Below are 17,144 nucleotides of genomic sequence, written 5' to 3' on the forward strand. Positions count from 1 at the left end.
GTGAGCCACCGACATCCGTCGACGCGATGGGTGAAGGGGAGTACGCTCCGGCGAAGGGGCGAGATGGGCACGACACGCACTGCGGCAGGCCGTCAGCCCGTCCCGATCGCTTCGCGTCTCGCGGCATCCGCCTCGCTCGTCGTCCTGCTGCTCGCCGCCTGCACGCCCCCGAACGACGATCCGCAGACCCTCCCGGACGCGGCGGCTCCCACCTCGACGGCCCCGCCCGCGGCATCCGGTGCCTTCGAACCCGGAGCGGGCGACCGATCGGGGCTCGTCGACCTCGGCGCGGGTCGCAGCATCCACCTGGAGTGCGGCGGAACCGGCTCGCCGACCGTCGTGCTGATCTCAGGCGCGGGCGTCGCGGGCGACAACTGGCGGTACGCCGTCGCCGGCCCCGAGGACTCGGTCGAGTCCGCCGAGCCGGTCGACACCGCGGTGTTCCCCGAGACGGCGAGCTTCACGAGGGTCTGCGCCTACGATCGCCCCGGCACCCGGACCTGGGACGGCACGGCGGCCAGGTCGACGGCCGTGCCGCAACCCACGACGACGCAGGCCGCCGCTGCAGACCTCCATGCCGTCCTGGCGACGGCCCAGATCCCGGGCCCGTACGTGATCGTCGGCCACTCCCTGGGCGGGCTGATCGCGACCACGTTCGTGCGGACCCACCCCGAGGAGGTCTCGGGCGTGGTGCTCGTCGATCCGGCTTCGCCCTACATGCAGGCGACGTTGCCACCGGACGTGTGGTCGGACTGGATGCGGTCCGTCGCCGAGACCGGCGCGGAGCATCCGGAACTCGAGACACCCGACTATCCCTCGAGCCTTTCGGTGCTCGAGACCACGCCGCCACTGCCGCCCATGCCGGCCGCGGTGCTCTCCGCCGACCGGCCGTTCGACTACCTCGGCATCGGCGACGCCGAGGCGTACTGGCCGCAGTGGCTCGAGGCGCATGCCCTGCTCGCCGCGTCGCTGGGTGCGCGTCACCTGACGGAGACGAGCAGCGGGCACTTCGTCGGGAACGAGAGCCCGGCGCTCGTGATCGAGCAGATCTGCACGGTGGTCGCGCCGCCCGGAGGGTGCTGAGGCGGCGCGGGCCCTCGCCTGGTCATCGCGATGAAGTCGTTCGCCGGCCTCGGCGGCCACCTCCTCAGCGTGGGTGGGGCTCGACCAGCTCGAACACCGGATGCCGGTCCGCCTCGGCGATGAAGGACTCGACGGGATCGTCCCGGCCGGCGACGAAGTACGGCAGGACGATCGGCGCCACCGCCACGTACCGCTTCAGCACCGGTCCGGCCTCCTCGGCCATGGCCTCCCGCACCGCGAACCGCCGCCTCGTGCGCCGTCGGGTGAGCGTGAGCTCCCCGCTCGCGCGCACGTTGCGCACCCAGGAGACGGCGCCGTACGGGGCCACCAGCCACCGGGCGCCGCCGTGCTCGATCGCGGTGACCGGGGTCGATCGGGGCTGCCCGCTCGTACGTCCCCGCGCGGTCAGCACCGCCGAGCCCGGGATGAGCCCCGCCCGGGTGAGCACCACCATCACGGGGTTGATCGCCTTGTGGATCCCCGTGTGCCGGTAGGTCTTCGGCACTCGCTGCTCGTTCATCGGGCGCTCCTCCGTCGGGCCCGATCGGGCCCGGGCGCGCGCCGGGTCAGATGGCCCGCACGCGGTTGTTGCGGGCGTCGTGGGTGAGCTCGGCGAGCCCGAGTGCTTCGAGCAGCGGCGGCAGGTACATGCCGAACCTGCCGCGGTACCCCTTGCGCAGGCCGTACCATCCCCCGACGGGGTTGCCGGGGTCGCGACCCCAGGCTTCGACGGTTCCGGATGCCGCGGGCTTCTGCTCGTCGGCGGCGCCGAGCGCAACCCAGTCGCCCTGCTCCCGCAACCAACCGTGCAGGTCGTCGATCGCGCTGAGGTGGTACTTCAGCGTGGTCGACCCGACCTGGCAGACGAGCGCGGGCGGGTCGGCGGCTTCATCGCGATACATCGTGTACGTGCTCGTACCGGGCGCCGTCGTCAGCTGCCACGGGTCGTCCTTCGTCCCAGAACCTGCCACGGTGTTCCCCTCCTGCCTAGTCCTCGTCCGCCGACCGGATGACGCGTCGGTGGACGTCCCCGGCCGCGTCGGCCGGCACCTCCTCGGTGATCCACGGCCCCGTGCCCTCGCTCTGGTCGATGATGCCCTCCTCGAGCCAGGTGTAGCGCCCGTCGAGCACGCGTTCGGCGAGGCGCTCGTCCGCGGCATCCGTGTTGTGCCAGAGCTCGTGCATGAGCCGGTCGGTGCGATGACGTGACTGCTCGGCGAACGTGTCGGCGAGCTGGTACGCGGCCTTGCCGTGCTCGGGCTCGTCGGCGGCGATCATCGCCGCGCGCACGCACGACGCCGACACGGCGAACAACTCGGCGCCGATGTCGACGATGCGGGCGAGGAACCCCTGCTTCTTCTCGAGGCCGCCCTGCCAGCGCGCCATCCCGTAGAAGGTCTCGCGCGCGAGCTTGCGGCTCGTGCGTTCGACGTGGCGCAGGTGCGTCGCGAGCGGGCCGAACTCGTCGTACGACGTGGGCAGGTCGCCCTTGCCCGCGACGAGCTGCGGCAGCCAGCGTGCGTAGAACCCGCTCGCCGACGCGGCGGCCTTCAGCCGCTCGGCCACGTCGAGCTTCGGGTCGATCAGGTCGCCCGCGGCGGTGAGGTGCGCGTCGACGGCTTCGCGCGCGATGAGCAGGCGCATGATCTCGGTCGACCCCTCGAAGATGCGGTTGATCCGCATGTCGCGCAGCAGCTGCTCGGCGTTGACGGCGCGCTCGCCGCGGGCCGCGAGGGACGCGGCGGTCTCGAATCCACGACCGCCGCGGATCTGGACGATCTCGTCGGCGATGCGCCACCCCATCTCGGACGCCCACATCTTCGCGAGCGCCGCCTCGATGCGGATGTCCTTGCGATCCTCGTCGGCGAGCATGCCCGACAGGTCGACGACCGCCTCGAGGGCGAACGTCGTCGCGGCGATGAACGCGATCTTGTGCGCGACCGCGGCGTGCTCGCCGACGGGTCGCCCCCACTGCACGCGCGCGGTCGACCACTCGCGCGCGATCTTCAGGCTCCACTTGCCCGTACCGGCGCAGAGGGCCGGGATCGCCAGCCTGCCGGCGTTGAGGGTCGTCAGTGCGATCTTCAGGCCCTCGCCTTCGCGGCCGATCAGGTTCTCAGCCGGCACGCGGACGTTCCGCAGCGAGGTCAGGCCGTTCTCGATGCCGCGCAGTCCCATGAAGGCGTTGCGGCGGTGCACCGTGATGCCGGGCGAGTCGGCCTCGACGACGAACGCGCTGATCCCGCCGCGGTGCCCGTCGGACTTCGGCACCCGTGCCATCACGACGAGCAGCTCGGCGACCACGCCGTTCGTGGTCCACAGCTTCGTGCCGTCCAGCACGTAGCCGGTGCCATCCTCGGTGGGGACCGCGGTTGCCCGCAGCCGGGCCGGGTCCGAGCCGACCTCCGGCTCGGTGAGCAGGAACGCGCTGACGGCACCCTTCGCGCAGCGCGGCAGGAAGCGACGCTTCTGCTCCTCCGTTCCGGCGAGCATGAGCGGCTCGGGCACGCCGACGGACTGGTGCGCCGAGAGCAGCGCGCCGATGCTGGCGTTCACCGATCCGATCGTCACCAGCGCGCGGTTGTAGTAGTGCTGCCCGAGCCCGAGGCCGCCGTGCTCGACCGGGATCTTCATCCCGAACGCGCCGAGGTCGGCGAGCCCCTGGAAGACCTCGTCCGGGATGCGCGCCTCGCGCTCGATGAGCGCGGCGTCGACGGTTCGCAGGTACGCCTCGAGATCGGCGAGGAATCGCTCGCCCCGCTCGACGCGCTCCGGATCCGGGCGCGGGTGCGGATGGATCAACGACAGGTCGAATCGCCCCAGGTACAGGCCCTTGGCAAAGCTCGGCTTCCGCCACTCCTGCTCGCGAGCGGCCTCGGCGACGGCGCGCGACTCCTGTTCGGCGGCCTGGCCGACGGGCTCGACGGGCTCGGCGGGGGAGACGGTGGACTCGGACTCGGTGGTGCTCACGCGGACCTCCTCGTTCGTGCCAAATCTACGCCGCCGGCCTGCGGATGCCATCAGGAACCGCCCTGCAAGGGATGGCGAAGCGAGCGAGGAAGGCCGCCGCCTCCTCCGCGCCGCCCCGGATGCGCAGGTCGCCGTCTCGAGCGCATCGTCGAGCGTGCACCTGTGGAACATCACGGCCCGCAGCACCGACTCGGAGGCGTCGAGGACGATCGCGGGGTCGGCCCCGAGGCGCGTGCGACCTCGATGGTGTCGTCGCCGACCTCGAGGTCGGAACGCAGGCGGCATCCGCTCGCTGAGCTCAGCCGCCCCCGCTCGCCGTGCCGTCGGTCTCCGGACCGGCGGCACGGCCATCGCTCGAGACGAGTTCGGGCACGGCTGCGAACGGGATCGGGCAGTCGTCCTCGAGCGCACACATCTCGAGGTCGCTGCAGCCGGCATCCCGCACCTGTCCGAGCGTCTGCTCGATGTCTCGAGCGCCGCGAGTTCACGGCCGAGGCCGAGGCAGTCGGCGTCGAGGGTGAGTTCCGCGCAGAGCGCGGCGTCGCCTTACGAGGTCGCGCCCGCGGCATCCGCTGCGACGTCGATGAGCACCTTGCCGACCGTGCCCGCCTCGACCGCGTCGTGCGCCTCGGCGGCGCGCTCGAGGGGGAACCGGGTGAGCGGCAGCCCGGCCGCCTCGCCGACGGGCAGGGCGCCGTCGTCGAGCGCGCGCCCGACGTCGTCGGCGGCGGTCGCGAGGGCGGCGTCGCCCACGGTGTAGAGCAGCAGGAACTGGTAGCGCGCGTTGAGCGCGAAGTGGTGGCGCACATCGAGGGTCATCTCGGTGCCGCCGTCCGTCGCGTAGACCGCGATCGACGCATGGTTGGCGATGACCTGCGCGTTCAGGGACGCGTTGCGGGCGGGGGAGACCTCGACGACCTGGTCGACGCCGTCGGGTGCGATGGCGCGGATGGCGCGCGCTGCGTCATCCGTTTTGTAGTTCACGACGTGGTGGGCGCCGGCCGCGGTGGCGAGGGCCGCCTTCTCGGGTGAGCTGACCGTCGTGATGACGCGTGCGCCGGCCCAGCGTGCGAGCTGGATGGCCGCATGCCCGACCGCGCCGGCGCCGCCGGCGACGAGGACGGTGCGGCCGTCGAGCGCTCCCGGTCCGAGGCGGGTCGGCCCGCCCTCGTGCACGGTCAGGGCGCGGTGCGCGGTCATGGCGGGGACGCCGAGGGATGCGCCGAGGTCGAAGCTCGCGGCATCCGGCAGCCGCACGACCCGGGTCGCGGGCAGCACCGTGAACTCCTGCGCGGTGCCCGTGGGGCGGCCGTGCGCGGCGAGGAACACCCAGACCCGGTCGCCGACCTCGAACCCGGTCACGCCGTCGCCGAGCGCGTCGACGATGCCCGCGCCGTCCTGGTTCGGCACGACCTCGGGGAACGGCGTCGCGCGGCCGGCCGCTGCGCCGGCGCGCGCCTTCCAGTCGGTCGGGTTCACGCCCGACACGACGATGCGTACGCGCACCTCGCCGGGGCCGGGGTGCGGGATCTCGCCCTCGACGAGGTGCAGGACGGACGACGGGCCGGTCTCGGAGTACGCGATCGCTCTCATGCGGGTGACAACGCGGCCGGGGCTGCGGATCTTCCGCCGCCGGCAGCAGCCGGACATGATCCTGCCGTTCGCCTCGCGTCGACGATCGCGCGCTCGTCTACCCGGTCGTCGGGTCGGGGGCGCGACGGACGGCTCCGCTCTCGGCCGTATCGTCCTCCAGACGACGGAACGTCTCCTCGAGGGCGTCGCCGAGCATCCGCCGCCCGGCCAGGGCGAGCAGGATGACGAGCAGGCGCCCCCGCAGGCCGCGCGAGAACCGGATGGAGACCCATTCGACCGTCGACCCGTCATCGACGGGCTCGACGTGCAGCTCCCAGGAGCTTCCGGCGGCGAAGACGTTGGAGTCGACCACTTCGGCACGGACCACTCCGTGACGAGACCAGTCGTAGCGTTCGCGCGCCCAGATCCCGCCGAGTATCGCCGAGCCTTCGATCGCCTCGGCGCCGGATCCGGCCAGCGAGACCAGCCGGTACCGCGACGCGTCGAGGTTGGGCCAGAGGGCCGGTCGACGATCGCTGAAGTCGGTCGCCGCAGCGAGCACGCGATCCGCGGAGATCGTCGTGTGCCTGGTGAACCTGACCTCCACCATGGGACTCACCCGCTCCCCGAGTCGAGCGCGACCTCGCAGCGCTCGACGGACAGCACGGTGCTGTCGACGTTCACGGGGTTGTCGTGGCGCAACCTGGTGGCGTCGGCCTCGCTCGCGCGCAACCGGTCCTCGCTCTCCCAGATGGTGATGGCGATGGAGCGGCCCGAGGCTCGATCGTTCAGGATCAGGAGCCTCCGGAAGCCGTCCATCCCCTCGAGCTCCGGCAGGACGTTCTCCCTCGCGTCGGCGAGGTCGTCGTCGAGACGACCCGGTGCGCCGAGGAATGTGGTGACTCTCGCGTACATGATGTCCACCTCCACCGACAGACTGCGCGCCGGCACGCGGTCGCGCATCGGTAGACCTACCCATCCGGGTGGTACAGGCCGTGCTCCATCGCGAAGAGTGCAGCACCCGCCCGCGTGGAGCGGCCGATCTTCCCGTACACGCTCTGCACGTGATGCTCGGCCGTGCGTGCGGAGATGTGGAGCTCTGCTCCGATCGCCCGGTTCGTGAACCCGTGGGCCACCAGCCGGAGCACCTCCACCTCGCGGTGGGTGAGTCCGGACGGCCAGGGCACCGACCGGCTGGTCCGGGGCATGCCGACCACGGCGCACACCGCAGCCACCGCATCGACGTCGAGGTGACCGGCCGAGCCCATTCGATGCAACTCGGCCGCTGCCTGCTCCGGGTCGCGGGCGGGGCGGTACGAGCGGGACTGCGTCATCGCCTGGTACACGTCGGTGGCCGCCAGGAGGCGGGCGCCCGGGAGGATCGCGGCGCCGGACAGCTGACGGTGATAGCCGGAACCGTCCTGGCGCTCACGGTGCATGCCGGCGAGACGGGCGGCTGGGACGAGGACAGGGCATCGGCTCAGGATGCGTTCCGAATGGTACGGGTACAGCCGGACACGCTCTCGATCGGTCGCGCTGAGCGGTCCCGGCTTCTCCCAGATGCTGTTGGGCACGCCGACGCGGCCGATGTCATGGAGCAGCGCCGCTCGGCGGACCGTGGTGTGCTCGTCGACCGAGAGTCCGTACTCGGCGGCGGCTCGCTCCGCGATCACGGCGACCTCGGTGGAATGCCCGTGGGTCCAAGGCGTCCTGAGGTCGATCAGGTCGGCGAAGACCCGAACCACTCGGTCGACGTCGGTCGGCGCGACAGTCCGGACGAATCCCGGTTCGATGGAGGTCACGGCCTCGAGCAGGTCGAGATCGTCGATCTCGGCGAGCAGGGCGGCACCGCGGTCGGCGAGCACGTGTGCGATGTCCGGGTCGAGCCATCCGCCTGCCCGCTCGCGGATGGTGGCACAGGCGGTCTGCGCTCCGACGGCGGAGGCCAGACTGGCCAGTTGCGCGCACGCCTGCGCGACCCGTGCCGCGATCGCGATGCCCGTCTGCCGCAGCCCGTCCGGCTGGCCCTTGCCGTCCCAGCGCTCGCTGATCTGGAAGAGCCCCGCCTCGACACCGCTGCCCAGGTCGAGACGGCGTGCCGTGGTCGCGGCGACCTCGCAGACCGAGCGACTCACGATCCGGTCGAAGGAGGGCGAGGCCAGGTGCCGGATCAGCGACGGCCGGGCGCCGAGCGGCACGGAGCCGAGCATCTCGCGAGCGAGGGCCATGGCCTCCCGGCGCCTCGTCACGTCGGTCGTCACCAGCCGCGACCGGAACGCGATCTGATCGCGCACGAGGAAGACGGACTCCTCGTGTGCGGACGCCGTGCAGCCGATATGGCGCAGGAGGGTCGTGTAGTAGCAGTCGGCGAGCTCGGCCGTCGACAGACCGATCGTCTCGCCGAGTCGCACGGCGAGCAGGGTCGAGCGCAAGGCCTGGCCATCGGGCTCTCCCATGCCCAGGTCGGTCACGAAGGAGAGGGGCGCAAGGAGCTCCACGTAGCGCAGTCGCGCCGACGCCGCCATGCAACCGAAGATACCGCGATGCCCGGCGCGACGGCAGCTTCCGTCGGCGCTCCGCCGACCCGGTCAGAGCGGCAGCGGTCGGTCATCGACGACGGTCTTCATGACGAGCGTCGACTGCACGCGCGCCACCCCGGGGAGCGCCGACAGCTTCTCGTCCCACAGGCGCTCGTACGCCCGGAGGTCGGGCACGGCGACGCGCAGCAGGTAGTCGGGGTCGCCGAAGAGCCGCAGCGCCTGGATGACCTCGGGGATCTCGGCGACGGCGGCGTCGAACGCGGGCACGGTGTCGCGGTTGGCCTGCGCCATCGTGACGAACACGAGCGCTCCGAATCCCATGCCGACCGCGTCGGGGTCGATCACCGCGCGGTACCCGGTGATGGCTCCCGATGCCTCGAGCGCGCGCAGCCGGCGGTGCGTCGGCGACATGCTCAGCTGCACGCGCTCGGCGAGCTCGGTGAGGCTGAGACGACCGTCCTGCTGCAGCTCGGCAAGGATCTTCCGGTCGATGGCATCCATGTAGAGAATTCTTCCACGCTAGCGGCGGAGCGGGGCGAAACTCGGCAGCGGCTTCTCCGGCGACATCCGTACCGTTCTCTTCGTGGACACCCAACTGCTGCTCGCCGCCGCCGTGATGATGACGCTCATGGTGCTGCTGCCCGGCCCCGACTGGGCCTACCTCATCGCTGCGGGCACCCGCGAGCGCAGCATCCTCCCCTCGCTCACGGGGATCCTCGCCGGGTACCTCGTGACGGTCGCCGCGGTCGCGATCGGTGTCGGCGCCGTCGTCGCGGCGCTGCCCGGGTTCATCGTCGGGCTGACGTTCGCCGCGGCGATCTACCTGACGTACCTCGGCGTGCGCGTGCTGCGGGCGCCGCCCGTGGTGGCGGCGTTGGTGCCGGCGGGCGGGTCGGCCGGACCGGGCGCGGGCGGCGTCATCGGTGACGGCGGCGGGCGCGACGTGGCATCCGCTCGCCCGTGGCTTCGCCTGCTGCAGGGCGCCGGCGTCAGCGGCCTCAACCCGAAGGGCCTGCTCGTGCTCGTCGTGCTGCTGCCGCAGTTCACGGATGCCGCGGGCGCCTGGCCGATCCCGGTGCAGCTCGCGGTGCTCGGCCTGATCTTCGTCGCGGCGTGCGCCTTGGTCTACTCGGTCGTCGGCTTCGGCGCGCGGACGGTGCTGCGCCTGCGCCCGTCGGCGATGCGGATCGTGTCGCGGGTGTCGGGCGGCGCGATGATCGTCCTCGCGGCGGTGCTCGTGGTCGAGCAGTCGGTGCACCTGGTCGGGGGTCAGTAGCCACGCCGCGCCTGCCGGTACTCCTCCCAGGCGGTGTGGATCTCGATGCACTGGTCGGCGATCCGGACGTTGTCGTCGTGCACCGGCTCGACGTTCGTGTACCAGGTGAGTCCGTCGTTGAACCGGTGGACCGGCGGCGTGAGGTAGGCATGCAGCCACGACCGGTGATCGCCGCCGGGAAGGGCGAGCATCCGGTCGGCGACGATCAGCGCGCACACCTCGTCGCCCCGATACCGGCGCCGGACGTCCCGTCCCAACCCCTCCGTCATCGCCGCGTGGCCGAGTCGAGACACCCAATCGATCGCCCATCGGTACACCGGATGGTCGGCCAGCGCGGTGTACGCCAGCGCTTCGCTCCCCAGGCGGACCTCCGTGCCGCTTCCCTTCGCGACGTCCATCATGAGCGGGACGAGCTTGAGGTAGAGCCGCTCCTGCTCCTCCTCGAGGTCGGGAGCGGACACCCGCGGCCGGAGGAACCGCATCCGCTCGGATCGCTTCAGCGACCTCGCGACCGCCGATCCGCCGCGCAGTGTGAACGCATCGAACATCCGGACCGGGTCATTGGTCTGCAGGGCCCAGTGCGCGATCAGCGGGAAGAGCACCACGGTCATGAACCCGAGCCGCTGCTCGAGGTCGCGATACGGTCGCGCGTACGATCCGCCGATGATCCGCATCGCGAGCGAGACGGTCGCGAAGCTGAACCCGTCGTCGTCGGACCGGAACAGGCCGTTGACGCGCGCGTCCTCGAGTTCCGCGGCGAGTTCCGGGCTCAGCTGTCCGCCCTCGGCGAGCTCCGCCTCGACGAGGTCGTGGGGTCCGGTGTTCAGGATGTCCCAGTAGCGGCTCAGGCACTCGACGAGATCGAGGATCGAGAATCCGAATGCCGGATGCGGCGTGGTGAACTGCGGCCGGAGCGTGGTGGTGCCGTCGGCCGACCCGGTGCTCCGGAACCTGAGGAGGCTCTGCCAGTCGTCGCCGGCCAGGATGAGCAGGGCCGGCGAGCTCAGCTGCTGCCAGTAGTGCGTCGCCTCGTGCATGAGCACGCGAGACAGCTCCACGTCGAAGTGCGCGGGGTCCTCGACGTACCGACGATCGGGCGGACGGTGGGGAGCGTCGATCTCGGTGACGAGCGACACCCGGCTGAGTGTCGCGTGCATCAGCTGCCCAGGATCGTGCTCAGCGTCCGATCGTCCGGTGCGGCGAACACCTGCGCCCCGTCGTCGCCGACCACGACGACCGTGCCGGCGTTCACCCCGCGGACGCGCTCGCGAACGGTCAGCTTCGGCCCACGACGGTCGATCACGACGCCGCCGTGACGGTGATCGCGAACGATGCCCGAGATCGCTCGCGCGAGGTAGGCGATCGCGGCCGCCCCGGCGATGAGCAGCAGCGGTTCGAAGCCGGCGTCGTCGGTGTCCGAGGCCAGATCGGCGGGTGCAGGCCGGGGCTCGGCGTCGTCCAGTGCGACGCCCGCCGAGGTCAGTGCATCGACGACCTCCGGGGCGACGGATTCCGCGACCAGCCATTGGAACGGGATTTCGACATCGGCCATGATCATCCCCCTCACCACGGTCCCACCGGCCGGTGGTGCTGTCAACGAGGGCGGTGCGGGAACGGCATCCGCACTTGACGGCGGCGATCGGCCGGAAGATGCTGATCGCATCCGTCATCCGCGAAGGCGCGGGATGCCGCGCGAGGGGGCAACCACATGGACGTCACGACCGACCTCACGACCGAGAAGATCGCGCGGGCGTTCTCGAGCCACCGGTTCGAGCTCGCGCTGCCGCACCTGGCCGACGACATCATCTGGACGCTGGTCGGCGCCGATCCGCTCGTCGGCCGAAAGGCGGTCGAGAAGGCGATCGAACGCACCGCTGCGGACCTGGCGGCGGTCACCACCGAGTTCCAGCGATTCCGCACGGTCGTCGGCGAGGAGAGCGTGGTGGTCGACAGCCTTGCCAGGTACACCGATGCCGGGGGCGACGTCTCGATCGTGGCATCCTGCGACATCTACGACTTCGCCGACGACGGGCGCATCACCGAGATCGTCTCCTACACGGTCGAGCTTCCCAGCTGAGCAGTCCGCCTGCGCTGGGGCGAAGAGGCGCCGGTCCGGGGCGCAAGGGCGACGTGAGCCGATGCCGCTGGCGGGCGCATCGCCATACGCTACGGGGGTGACCACCGATCGCGACCTCGCCCGTTGGCGACTGCAGTCGCAGCTGCTCGTCGCGCCGGTCGAGGGGGCCGAGCGGGTGGTGCGGTCGCTGGTGGCCGTGCAGGCCGAGAACGCGTCGCAGTCGGCGTGGGCGGTCGCGACCCGGACGACGTCGCCGCGACCGGACGACCTGGCCGCCGCGCTCGCCGATGGTCGTGTGCTGCGCACCCACGTGCTGCGCTCCACGTGGCACTACGTGCACGCCGACGACCTGCAGTGGCTTCAGGACCTCACCGCGCCTCGCGTGATGCCCGTGTTCGAGCAGCAACTGCAACCGCTGGCGGGACGGATCACCGCGCTCGCCGACGCGGTCGAGGAGCTGCTCGACGAGGCATCCGACCGCACCCGCGCCGACCTCGCCGTCGCCCTGGCCGAACGCGGTGAGCAGCTCACCGGGCAGCAGCTGATGCTGCTGCTCGGCTTCCTCGAAGTGCGGGGCGTGGTCACCAGCGGCGTGCCGCGCGACGGCGCGCACACCTACGCGCTGTTCGCCGATCGCGTGCCGGAGCCGAGGCGGCTCGACCGCGAGGAGGCACTCGCCGAGCTCGCCGTGCGCTACTTCGCGTCGCACGGGCCCGCCACCGAGCGCGACCTGTCGTACTGGGCGACGCTCACCGTGACCGACGTGCGTCGGGGGATCGCCGGCGCCGGCGATCGGCTGACGTCGTTCGACCACGACGGCCGCACGTTCCGGCACGCGGCCGGGGATGCTGCGGCATCCGTTTCGCCCGACGGCCACCTGCTGCAGGTGCTCGACGAGATGTACCGGGGCTACCAGGACTCGCGGTGGGTGCTCGACGCCGACGGCATCGTGCCGCGTGGGCGCGAATCGTCGCTCGGCATGGCGCTCGTCGCCGGCCAACTGGTCGCCGGCATGAAGCGCTCGGTCGCGGCGAAGGCGGTCACGTTCGAGATCCGGCCGTATCGGGCGCTTCGCCGGGGTGAGGTCACCGCGATCCGGGATGCCGCCGCGCGCTACGCCGACTACCTCGGCCTCGAGCCGGCGGTGCGGATCGAGGCGGCGCCGGGGGAGTGACATCCGGACCGCGCCGGAGGAAGCTGGAGCCCATGGGCAGGGTGACGATCTCATTCGAGATGACGCTCGACGGGGTGTTCGACCAGATGGAGCACTGGTTCGACGTGGACGATCCGGATCTGGTGCGGCATTCCGACGAACTCGTCTTCGGGGCCGACGCGGTGCTGCTCGGCCGCAGGAGCTACGAGTTCTTCCGCGAGTACTGGCCGGCCCAGACCGACCATCGCGGCTTCGCCGCGCACTACAACGCACTTCCGAAATACGTCGCCTCCACGACGCTGACAGGTCCGCTCGACTGGAACGCGACGCTGATCCAGGGAGACGTGGCCGAGACGGTGCGGGGCCTGCGCGACCGCTACCGGTCGATCATCTCGCACGGCTACGGCCGACTGGCGGCCGAGCTCGTCGACGCCGGGCTGGTCGACGAGATCCACGCGGGGATACATCCGTTCCTGGTCGGCAACGCCGAGGACCGGTTGCGCACGCCGCATCCGGTCGGACTCCGGCTGCTCGACGTGCGGAGCTTCGACTCGGGGATCATCGCCGCGAGGTACGCGCCGGCGTAGCGTGCATGCCGTCGAGCGGAGGGGCGATGGACGAGCACACGGATGAGCACGGCGCACCGCGTCTGCGGACCTGGATCGGCGATGACGACCCGGACCGTATCGAGACGGCTTGCGTGCGGTTCGGCACCGAGGGGAGCATGCACGCGATCGGGGGGGCCCGCACCCACCGGTACGTGACCGATTGGGAACTCGACATCGGCGACGGATGGCGCACCCGCGCGCTGCGCGTGACCGCCCGGGGCTTCGGCTGGTGGCGCACCCTCGACCTCGAGCGCTCGCCGCAGGGGGAATGGCATGCCGACGTGCAGCAGTCGGGCGTCGTCGACCTGCCTGCCGCGGGGCTGGCCGATCCGTCGAGCGTCGCCGACGCGCTCGACTGCGACCTCGGCCTGTGCCCGCTCACGAACACGATGCCGATCCGTCGGCTCGGGCTGCTCGACGCCGACGTGGCCGAGACGGCGCTGGTCATGGCGTGGGTCGAGGTGCCGTCGCTGCGCGTCATCCGCAGTGACCAGGCGTACGCGTCGACGACGGTCGGCGGCCGGCGCCGGGTGCGGTTCCGCAGCCTCGACAGCGACTTCGCCGCCGAGCTCGAGGTCGATGACGACGCCCTGGTAGTGGACTATCCGGGCATCGGACGGCTGGCCGACATCCGGTGACGGGGCGGCTCGGGACGCGCACTCAGCTCAGCGCCACGAGCAGGCTCAGGAGCGCCAGCAGGGTGACGACCGGGGTCATCGTGTAGCGCTCGGGCTTGCTGCGCGAGATGGCGTTCATCACGATGCCGAGCACGAAGTAGCCGAACACGACCCACATCCCGATGGTCGAGACGGCGTCGGGGACGACGTCGATGAGCCCGACCCGGTCGAGCGCGAGCGCGGCGATGGCGGCGTAGATCACGATCGACACGAGACTGCCGATGCGCAGCCTCGTCGGGAGCACGCGGTGTGCGCCGCCCCACGCGAACCGGCCGAGCGGCGCGCCGAGTGCCAGCGCCAGCTGGAACGCCGCGAGCACGGCGAGGATGACGGTGAGGGCGATCGCGGCGGGCATGCGGTGAGCGTATCGCGGGGCGCTCCGACGGCTCAGCCGAGTTCGCGGAGCTGCGTGGTGCGCTCGCTCGGGGTGTCGCCCGTGTTGACGATGCCCTGGGGTTCGATCAGGATCGCCGAGACCTCGCCCGCGGCCTTCGGACAATGCTCGATGCCGCGGGGGACGACGTAGACGTCGCCCGGGCCGAGTTCCACATCGCCGTCTCGCAGCTGGATGACGAGCCGACCCGAGAGCACCATGAACAGCTCGTCGGTCTCGGGGTGCGAGTGCCAGGTGAACTCGCCGAGGAGCTTCACGACCTTCACGTCGTAGTCGTTCACGCTCGCGAGCCGGCGGGGCTGCCAGTGCTCCGAGAACGAGTCGAGGGCGTCCTGCACGTTGCGAACCTGAGCGCTCATCGTCCGATCCTCGTTGGTGCGAGGGTGCTCCGCAACGTGCGGGACGCAGTGGACGAGGGGGCGTTGGGATCGTCGATGACGATCGGGAGCTCGTGCATGCGGCGGATGGCCGCGCGTCGAGGCTATCGCGACGGAAGGTGGACGGCACCCGAGAGGTTCCCCGGCAACTTCAGCGCTTCGGGCTCGGCGGACGCCGGCGTTCCCAGGCGTCTGCGATGTGGGAGCGCATCGCCTGCTCCGCGGCATCCGCATCGCCCGCCTCGATCGCGGCGAAGACGCGCTCGTGCTCGTGCAGGGTGATGTCGAGCCGACTGTGGAGATGGAAACGAGCGCTCTCGCGCGCCTGGTCGAAGAGGATCTGCACGAGGTTCACCGCGAGCCGATTGGCGCTCATCTCGCCGACGGTGGTGTGGAACACCACATCCGCCGCATTGAATGCGGATTCGTCCTCGATCGTGTCGCGCATGAGTTGCAGCGCCTCGCGAAGCCGCTCGAGCTCCTCGGGAGTGCGCCGCACGGCGGCGTCACGCGCGACGATGCCCTCGAGTGAGGCGCGTACGACACTGAGGTCGTCGAGGATGCCGAGCGTCGCGTCGTTCGCGACGAGCGCCGAGAGCACGGTGGCGTCAACCATGTTCCACGACTCCGCGCCGAGCACCTGCGTGCCCCGACCCTGGGCGACGGTGACGAGGCCCTTCTCCTCGAGGCGCTTCACGGACTCGCGGATGACGGTCCGGCTCACGCCGAACTGCTCGCAGAGCACTGCCTCGGGTGGCAGGGAGGACCCCGGCGCGAGGTCGCCCCGGACGATCGCGTCGACGAGGTCGGCCACGACGGTCACACCGAGTCGGGGCGTGCGGGCGCGGGCTGCGATCGTCGGGTAGGCGGTCGCCTGCTCGACACCTGTGCGCGCTTCTAGGGGCATGTCGAAAGCATAGCCGTCCAAACTGGTCACACCTATTACCTTTCCTTGCGTCTTTGTAAGACGTATGATGTAATCGCTTCGAGCCCGTCCCCCGGGCGCCCAGTCGTCAGCGACGCCGACCAGAACAGGAATGCGCGACATGTCACAGCACTCGTCCTTCCGACGCCGAGGATCTCGGCTGATCATCGCCGGGGCCGCCGCGGCCTCCGGCCTCCTCATCCTCAGCGGCTGCGCCTCCGGCGCGGACGCGGGGGGTGACGACTCCTACGGCTTCGCGGCAGCGGAACAGGTGGCCGACAGCCCGATCACGGTCTGGGTCGACGCCTCGCGCGAGCCCGCCGTGACCGCCTTCCAGGAGGCCTACCCCGACATCGATGTCGAGCTCGAAACCTACGATGGCAACGCAGGCGGAAGCGGGTCCTTCCAGAGCAAGATCTCGCTCATGGACCAGGCCGGCGACGGCTGGCCGGATGTCGTCTTCTCCACGCAGCAGAACGATGCGATCTGGGCGTCGAAGGACACACCCCAGGGCGAGCCCGGCTTCGCGGCACCGCTCAACGAGGGCCTCATGGACCAGGACTTCCTGGACGGGTTCGCGGAGGGCTCGCTGGACTACGCCACGATCGATGGCACCGTCTACGGCCTGCGCAACGACCTCGCCCAGACGGTCTTCTACTACAACCAGAGGCTTCTCGACGAGTTCGGCTACGAGGTGCCGACCACCTGGGAGGAGTACGCGGAGCTCGGAGACAAGCTCGCTGCCGAGCACCCGGGCTACATCCTGGGCAGCATGGGCGACAGCTTCATGACGTACATCTACTACGGCGGCTCGCAATCGCCGGTCTTCCAGTCGCCCGAGCCCGGGGTCTTCCACTCGGACACCTCCGACGAGAACGCCCAGGAGATCTCCGAGATCATCGACGGGATGCTCGAGAACGGCACGCTCGTGCAGGACAGCTTCTTCAGCCCCGAGTTCGCCGCCAACTACGCCGACAAGCTCGTGGGCGTGCCCGGCCCGGTATGGTACACCGGCGCGATCTTCCAAGGCGGACTCGCGACGCCCGCTGGTGAGATCGGCGTCGCGCCCCCGCTGAAGTGGGAGGGCGGCGAGGTCGCGGCCGGTAACGTCGGAGGCGGTATCTGGTATGCCTCGCGCCACTCCGAGAACCTCGAGGCGGTCAAGACCTTCCTCGAGTTCGTGACGAGTGCCGACGAGTTCCAGGTCGAGGCCTCTTCGGGGTATCCCGCCTACACGTCGGCCGCCGAGAAGTGGCTCGACAAGCAGGCCGAGGCCGGCTACTTCGTCAACGACGACTTCAAGACTGTCATGTCCGATGCCGCGGGCCAGATCTGGGGCGGATGGAACGTCACCTCGTGGAGCCCCGAGACTGCTTGGGCGAAGGTCGTCATCCCCGGCATCGCGGAGGGGGAGAGCGTGGTCTCGCTCCTTCCCGCCTGGCAGACGGAGCTCGAGAACGAGGCCACCGTCAACGGGTACACGGTCGAGTAA

General features: G+C 70.9%; 21 protein-coding genes. 7 read left to right on the top strand and 14 right to left on the bottom strand.

Going from position 1 to position 17,144, the window contains the following annotated elements; genetic code table 11:
• The first annotated feature begins 63 nt into the window (after nucleotides 1–63).
• Nucleotides 64–1,083, top strand: a complete 1,020-nt coding sequence (locus tag ACULK4_RS03750) for an alpha/beta fold hydrolase (RefSeq protein WP_445965121.1) — start codon at nucleotides 64–66, stop codon at nucleotides 1,081–1,083.
• Nucleotides 1,084–1,147: 64 nt separating this feature from the next.
• Here the strand turns inward: ACULK4_RS03750 and ACULK4_RS03755 are convergent, their stop codons facing one another.
• From ACULK4_RS03755 to ACULK4_RS03795, 9 genes are all read right to left on the bottom strand, one after another.
• Nucleotides 1,148–1,603, bottom strand: a complete 456-nt coding sequence (locus ACULK4_RS03755) for a nitroreductase family deazaflavin-dependent oxidoreductase (protein ID WP_445965122.1) — start codon at nucleotides 1,601–1,603, stop codon at nucleotides 1,148–1,150.
• A 46-nt stretch (nucleotides 1,604–1,649) separates the two neighbouring features.
• Nucleotides 1,650–2,054 (bottom strand): DUF6855 family protein, encoded by a 405-nt coding sequence (locus tag ACULK4_RS03760; RefSeq protein WP_445965123.1) that lies wholly within the window; start codon nucleotides 2,052–2,054, stop codon nucleotides 1,650–1,652.
• 16 nt (nucleotides 2,055–2,070) lie between these two features.
• The gene (locus tag ACULK4_RS03765; protein ID WP_445965124.1) at nucleotides 2,071–4,104 is read right to left on the bottom strand and encodes an acyl-CoA dehydrogenase family protein; all 2,034 of its coding nucleotides are present in this window, start codon (nucleotides 4,102–4,104) and stop codon (nucleotides 2,071–2,073) included.
• Between the two features lie 247 nt (nucleotides 4,105–4,351).
• Nucleotides 4,352–4,498, bottom strand: a complete 147-nt coding sequence (locus tag ACULK4_RS03770) for a hypothetical protein (RefSeq protein WP_445965125.1) — start codon at nucleotides 4,496–4,498, stop codon at nucleotides 4,352–4,354.
• A gap of 101 nt (nucleotides 4,499–4,599) precedes the next feature.
• Nucleotides 4,600–5,646 (bottom strand): NADPH:quinone reductase, encoded by a 1,047-nt coding sequence (locus tag ACULK4_RS03775; RefSeq protein ID WP_445965126.1) that lies wholly within the window; start codon nucleotides 5,644–5,646, stop codon nucleotides 4,600–4,602.
• A 97-nt stretch (nucleotides 5,647–5,743) separates the two neighbouring features.
• Nucleotides 5,744–6,235: an SRPBCC family protein gene (locus tag ACULK4_RS03780; RefSeq protein ID WP_445965127.1), complete on the bottom strand. Its 492-nt coding sequence runs from the start codon at nucleotides 6,233–6,235 to the stop codon at nucleotides 5,744–5,746.
• A gap of 5 nt (nucleotides 6,236–6,240) precedes the next feature.
• Nucleotides 6,241–6,540: an antibiotic biosynthesis monooxygenase family protein gene (locus ACULK4_RS03785; RefSeq protein ID WP_445965128.1), complete on the bottom strand. Its 300-nt coding sequence runs from the start codon at nucleotides 6,538–6,540 to the stop codon at nucleotides 6,241–6,243.
• Between the two features lie 56 nt (nucleotides 6,541–6,596).
• On the bottom strand, nucleotides 6,597–8,150 hold the full coding sequence (locus ACULK4_RS03790; RefSeq protein WP_445965129.1) for an HD domain-containing phosphohydrolase: 1,554 nt from the start codon (nucleotides 8,148–8,150) through the stop codon (nucleotides 6,597–6,599).
• A 63-nt stretch (nucleotides 8,151–8,213) separates the two neighbouring features.
• Nucleotides 8,214–8,666, bottom strand: a complete 453-nt coding sequence (locus ACULK4_RS03795) for an Lrp/AsnC family transcriptional regulator (protein WP_445965130.1) — start codon at nucleotides 8,664–8,666, stop codon at nucleotides 8,214–8,216.
• Between the two features lie 82 nt (nucleotides 8,667–8,748).
• Between ACULK4_RS03795 and ACULK4_RS03800 the strand changes: the two genes are divergently transcribed.
• The gene (locus ACULK4_RS03800; protein ID WP_445965131.1) at nucleotides 8,749–9,441 is read left to right on the top strand and encodes a LysE family translocator; all 693 of its coding nucleotides are present in this window, start codon (nucleotides 8,749–8,751) and stop codon (nucleotides 9,439–9,441) included.
• On the opposite strand, the gene ACULK4_RS03805 is transcribed toward ACULK4_RS03800, so the two are convergent.
• Both ACULK4_RS03805 and ACULK4_RS03810 read right to left on the bottom strand, forming a co-directional pair.
• Nucleotides 9,435–10,598 carry a hypothetical protein gene (locus tag ACULK4_RS03805; protein WP_445965132.1) on the bottom strand — a complete coding sequence of 388 codons (1,164 nt, stop codon included), beginning with the start codon at nucleotides 10,596–10,598 and terminating at the stop codon, nucleotides 9,435–9,437. The genes ACULK4_RS03800 and ACULK4_RS03805 overlap by 7 nt on opposite strands.
• Nucleotides 10,598–10,993 carry a hypothetical protein gene (locus ACULK4_RS03810; protein WP_445965133.1) on the bottom strand — a complete coding sequence of 132 codons (396 nt, stop codon included), beginning with the start codon at nucleotides 10,991–10,993 and terminating at the stop codon, nucleotides 10,598–10,600. The genes ACULK4_RS03805 and ACULK4_RS03810 overlap by 1 nt, the downstream gene beginning before the upstream one ends.
• A 156-nt stretch (nucleotides 10,994–11,149) precedes the next feature.
• On the opposite strand from ACULK4_RS03810, the gene ACULK4_RS03815 reads away from it, so the two are divergent.
• The 4 genes from ACULK4_RS03815 to ACULK4_RS03830 all read left to right on the top strand — a co-directional run bounded on the left by ACULK4_RS03815 (nucleotide 11,150) and on the right by ACULK4_RS03830 (nucleotide 13,917).
• Nucleotides 11,150–11,518, top strand: a complete 369-nt coding sequence (locus ACULK4_RS03815; RefSeq protein WP_445965134.1) for a nuclear transport factor 2 family protein — start codon at nucleotides 11,150–11,152, stop codon at nucleotides 11,516–11,518.
• 97 nt (nucleotides 11,519–11,615) lie between these two features.
• Nucleotides 11,616–12,692: a winged helix DNA-binding domain-containing protein gene (locus ACULK4_RS03820; RefSeq protein ID WP_445965135.1), complete on the top strand. Its 1,077-nt coding sequence runs from the start codon at nucleotides 11,616–11,618 to the stop codon at nucleotides 12,690–12,692.
• Between the two features lie 41 nt (nucleotides 12,693–12,733).
• Nucleotides 12,734–13,258, top strand: a complete 525-nt coding sequence (locus ACULK4_RS03825; RefSeq protein WP_445965136.1) for a dihydrofolate reductase family protein — start codon at nucleotides 12,734–12,736, stop codon at nucleotides 13,256–13,258.
• 26 nt (nucleotides 13,259–13,284) lie between these two features.
• Nucleotides 13,285–13,917 (top strand): putative glycolipid-binding domain-containing protein, encoded by a 633-nt coding sequence (locus tag ACULK4_RS03830; RefSeq protein WP_445965137.1) that lies wholly within the window; start codon nucleotides 13,285–13,287, stop codon nucleotides 13,915–13,917.
• Nucleotides 13,918–13,939: 22 nt separating this feature from the next.
• Here ACULK4_RS03830 and ACULK4_RS03835 read toward each other — a convergent pair whose 3' ends face one another.
• From ACULK4_RS03835 to ACULK4_RS03845, 3 genes are all read right to left on the bottom strand, one after another.
• Nucleotides 13,940–14,311, bottom strand: a complete 372-nt coding sequence (locus tag ACULK4_RS03835; protein ID WP_445965138.1) for a hypothetical protein — start codon at nucleotides 14,309–14,311, stop codon at nucleotides 13,940–13,942.
• Between the two features lie 32 nt (nucleotides 14,312–14,343).
• Nucleotides 14,344–14,709: a cupin domain-containing protein gene (locus tag ACULK4_RS03840; protein ID WP_445965139.1), complete on the bottom strand. Its 366-nt coding sequence runs from the start codon at nucleotides 14,707–14,709 to the stop codon at nucleotides 14,344–14,346.
• 169 nt (nucleotides 14,710–14,878) lie between these two features.
• Nucleotides 14,879–15,664, bottom strand: a complete 786-nt coding sequence (locus ACULK4_RS03845) for an FCD domain-containing protein (RefSeq protein ID WP_501043354.1) — start codon at nucleotides 15,662–15,664, stop codon at nucleotides 14,879–14,881.
• A 109-nt stretch (nucleotides 15,665–15,773) separates the two neighbouring features.
• Here ACULK4_RS03845 and ACULK4_RS03850 point away from each other — a divergent pair, with 109 nt between their 5' ends.
• The gene (locus tag ACULK4_RS03850; RefSeq protein WP_445965141.1) at nucleotides 15,774–17,144 is read left to right on the top strand and encodes an ABC transporter substrate-binding protein; all 1,371 of its coding nucleotides are present in this window, start codon (nucleotides 15,774–15,776) and stop codon (nucleotides 17,142–17,144) included.

The organism is Agromyces selenitireducens (genome assembly GCF_052748465.2).

What these genes read in the sequence shown, in the direction of transcription:
- ACULK4_RS03755 (WP_445965122.1), bottom strand. Translation starts at nt 1,603, where the DNA reads ATGAACGAGCAGCGAGTGCCGAAGACCTACCGGCACACGGGGATCCAC.
- ACULK4_RS03780 (WP_445965127.1), bottom strand. Translation starts at nt 6,235, where the DNA reads ATGGTGGAGGTCAGGTTCACCAGGCACACGACGATCTCCGCGGATCGC.
- ACULK4_RS03790 (WP_445965129.1), bottom strand. Translation starts at nt 8,150, where the DNA reads ATGGCGGCGTCGGCGCGACTGCGCTACGTGGAGCTCCTTGCGCCCCTC.
- ACULK4_RS03840 (WP_445965139.1), bottom strand. Translation starts at nt 14,709, where the DNA reads ATGAGCGCTCAGGTTCGCAACGTGCAGGACGCCCTCGACTCGTTCTCG.
- ACULK4_RS03830 (WP_445965137.1), top strand. Translation starts at nt 13,285, where the DNA reads ATGGACGAGCACACGGATGAGCACGGCGCACCGCGTCTGCGGACCTGG.
- ACULK4_RS03785 (WP_445965128.1), bottom strand. Translation starts at nt 6,540, where the DNA reads ATGTACGCGAGAGTCACCACATTCCTCGGCGCACCGGGTCGTCTCGAC.
- ACULK4_RS03795 (WP_445965130.1), bottom strand. Translation starts at nt 8,666, where the DNA reads ATGGATGCCATCGACCGGAAGATCCTTGCCGAGCTGCAGCAGGACGGT.
- ACULK4_RS03805 (WP_445965132.1), bottom strand. Translation starts at nt 10,598, where the DNA reads ATGCACGCGACACTCAGCCGGGTGTCGCTCGTCACCGAGATCGACGCT.
- ACULK4_RS03775 (WP_445965126.1), bottom strand. Translation starts at nt 5,646, where the DNA reads ATGAGAGCGATCGCGTACTCCGAGACCGGCCCGTCGTCCGTCCTGCAC.
- ACULK4_RS03765 (WP_445965124.1), bottom strand. Translation starts at nt 4,104, where the DNA reads ATGGCATCCGCAGGCCGGCGGCGTAGATTTGGCACGAACGAGGAGGTC.
- ACULK4_RS03850 (WP_445965141.1), top strand. Translation starts at nt 15,774, where the DNA reads ATGTCACAGCACTCGTCCTTCCGACGCCGAGGATCTCGGCTGATCATC.
- ACULK4_RS03815 (WP_445965134.1), top strand. Translation starts at nt 11,150, where the DNA reads ATGGACGTCACGACCGACCTCACGACCGAGAAGATCGCGCGGGCGTTC.
- ACULK4_RS03835 (WP_445965138.1), bottom strand. Translation starts at nt 14,311, where the DNA reads ATGCCCGCCGCGATCGCCCTCACCGTCATCCTCGCCGTGCTCGCGGCG.
- ACULK4_RS03750 (WP_445965121.1), top strand. Translation starts at nt 64, where the DNA reads ATGGGCACGACACGCACTGCGGCAGGCCGTCAGCCCGTCCCGATCGCT.
- ACULK4_RS03810 (WP_445965133.1), bottom strand. Translation starts at nt 10,993, where the DNA reads ATGGCCGATGTCGAAATCCCGTTCCAATGGCTGGTCGCGGAATCCGTC.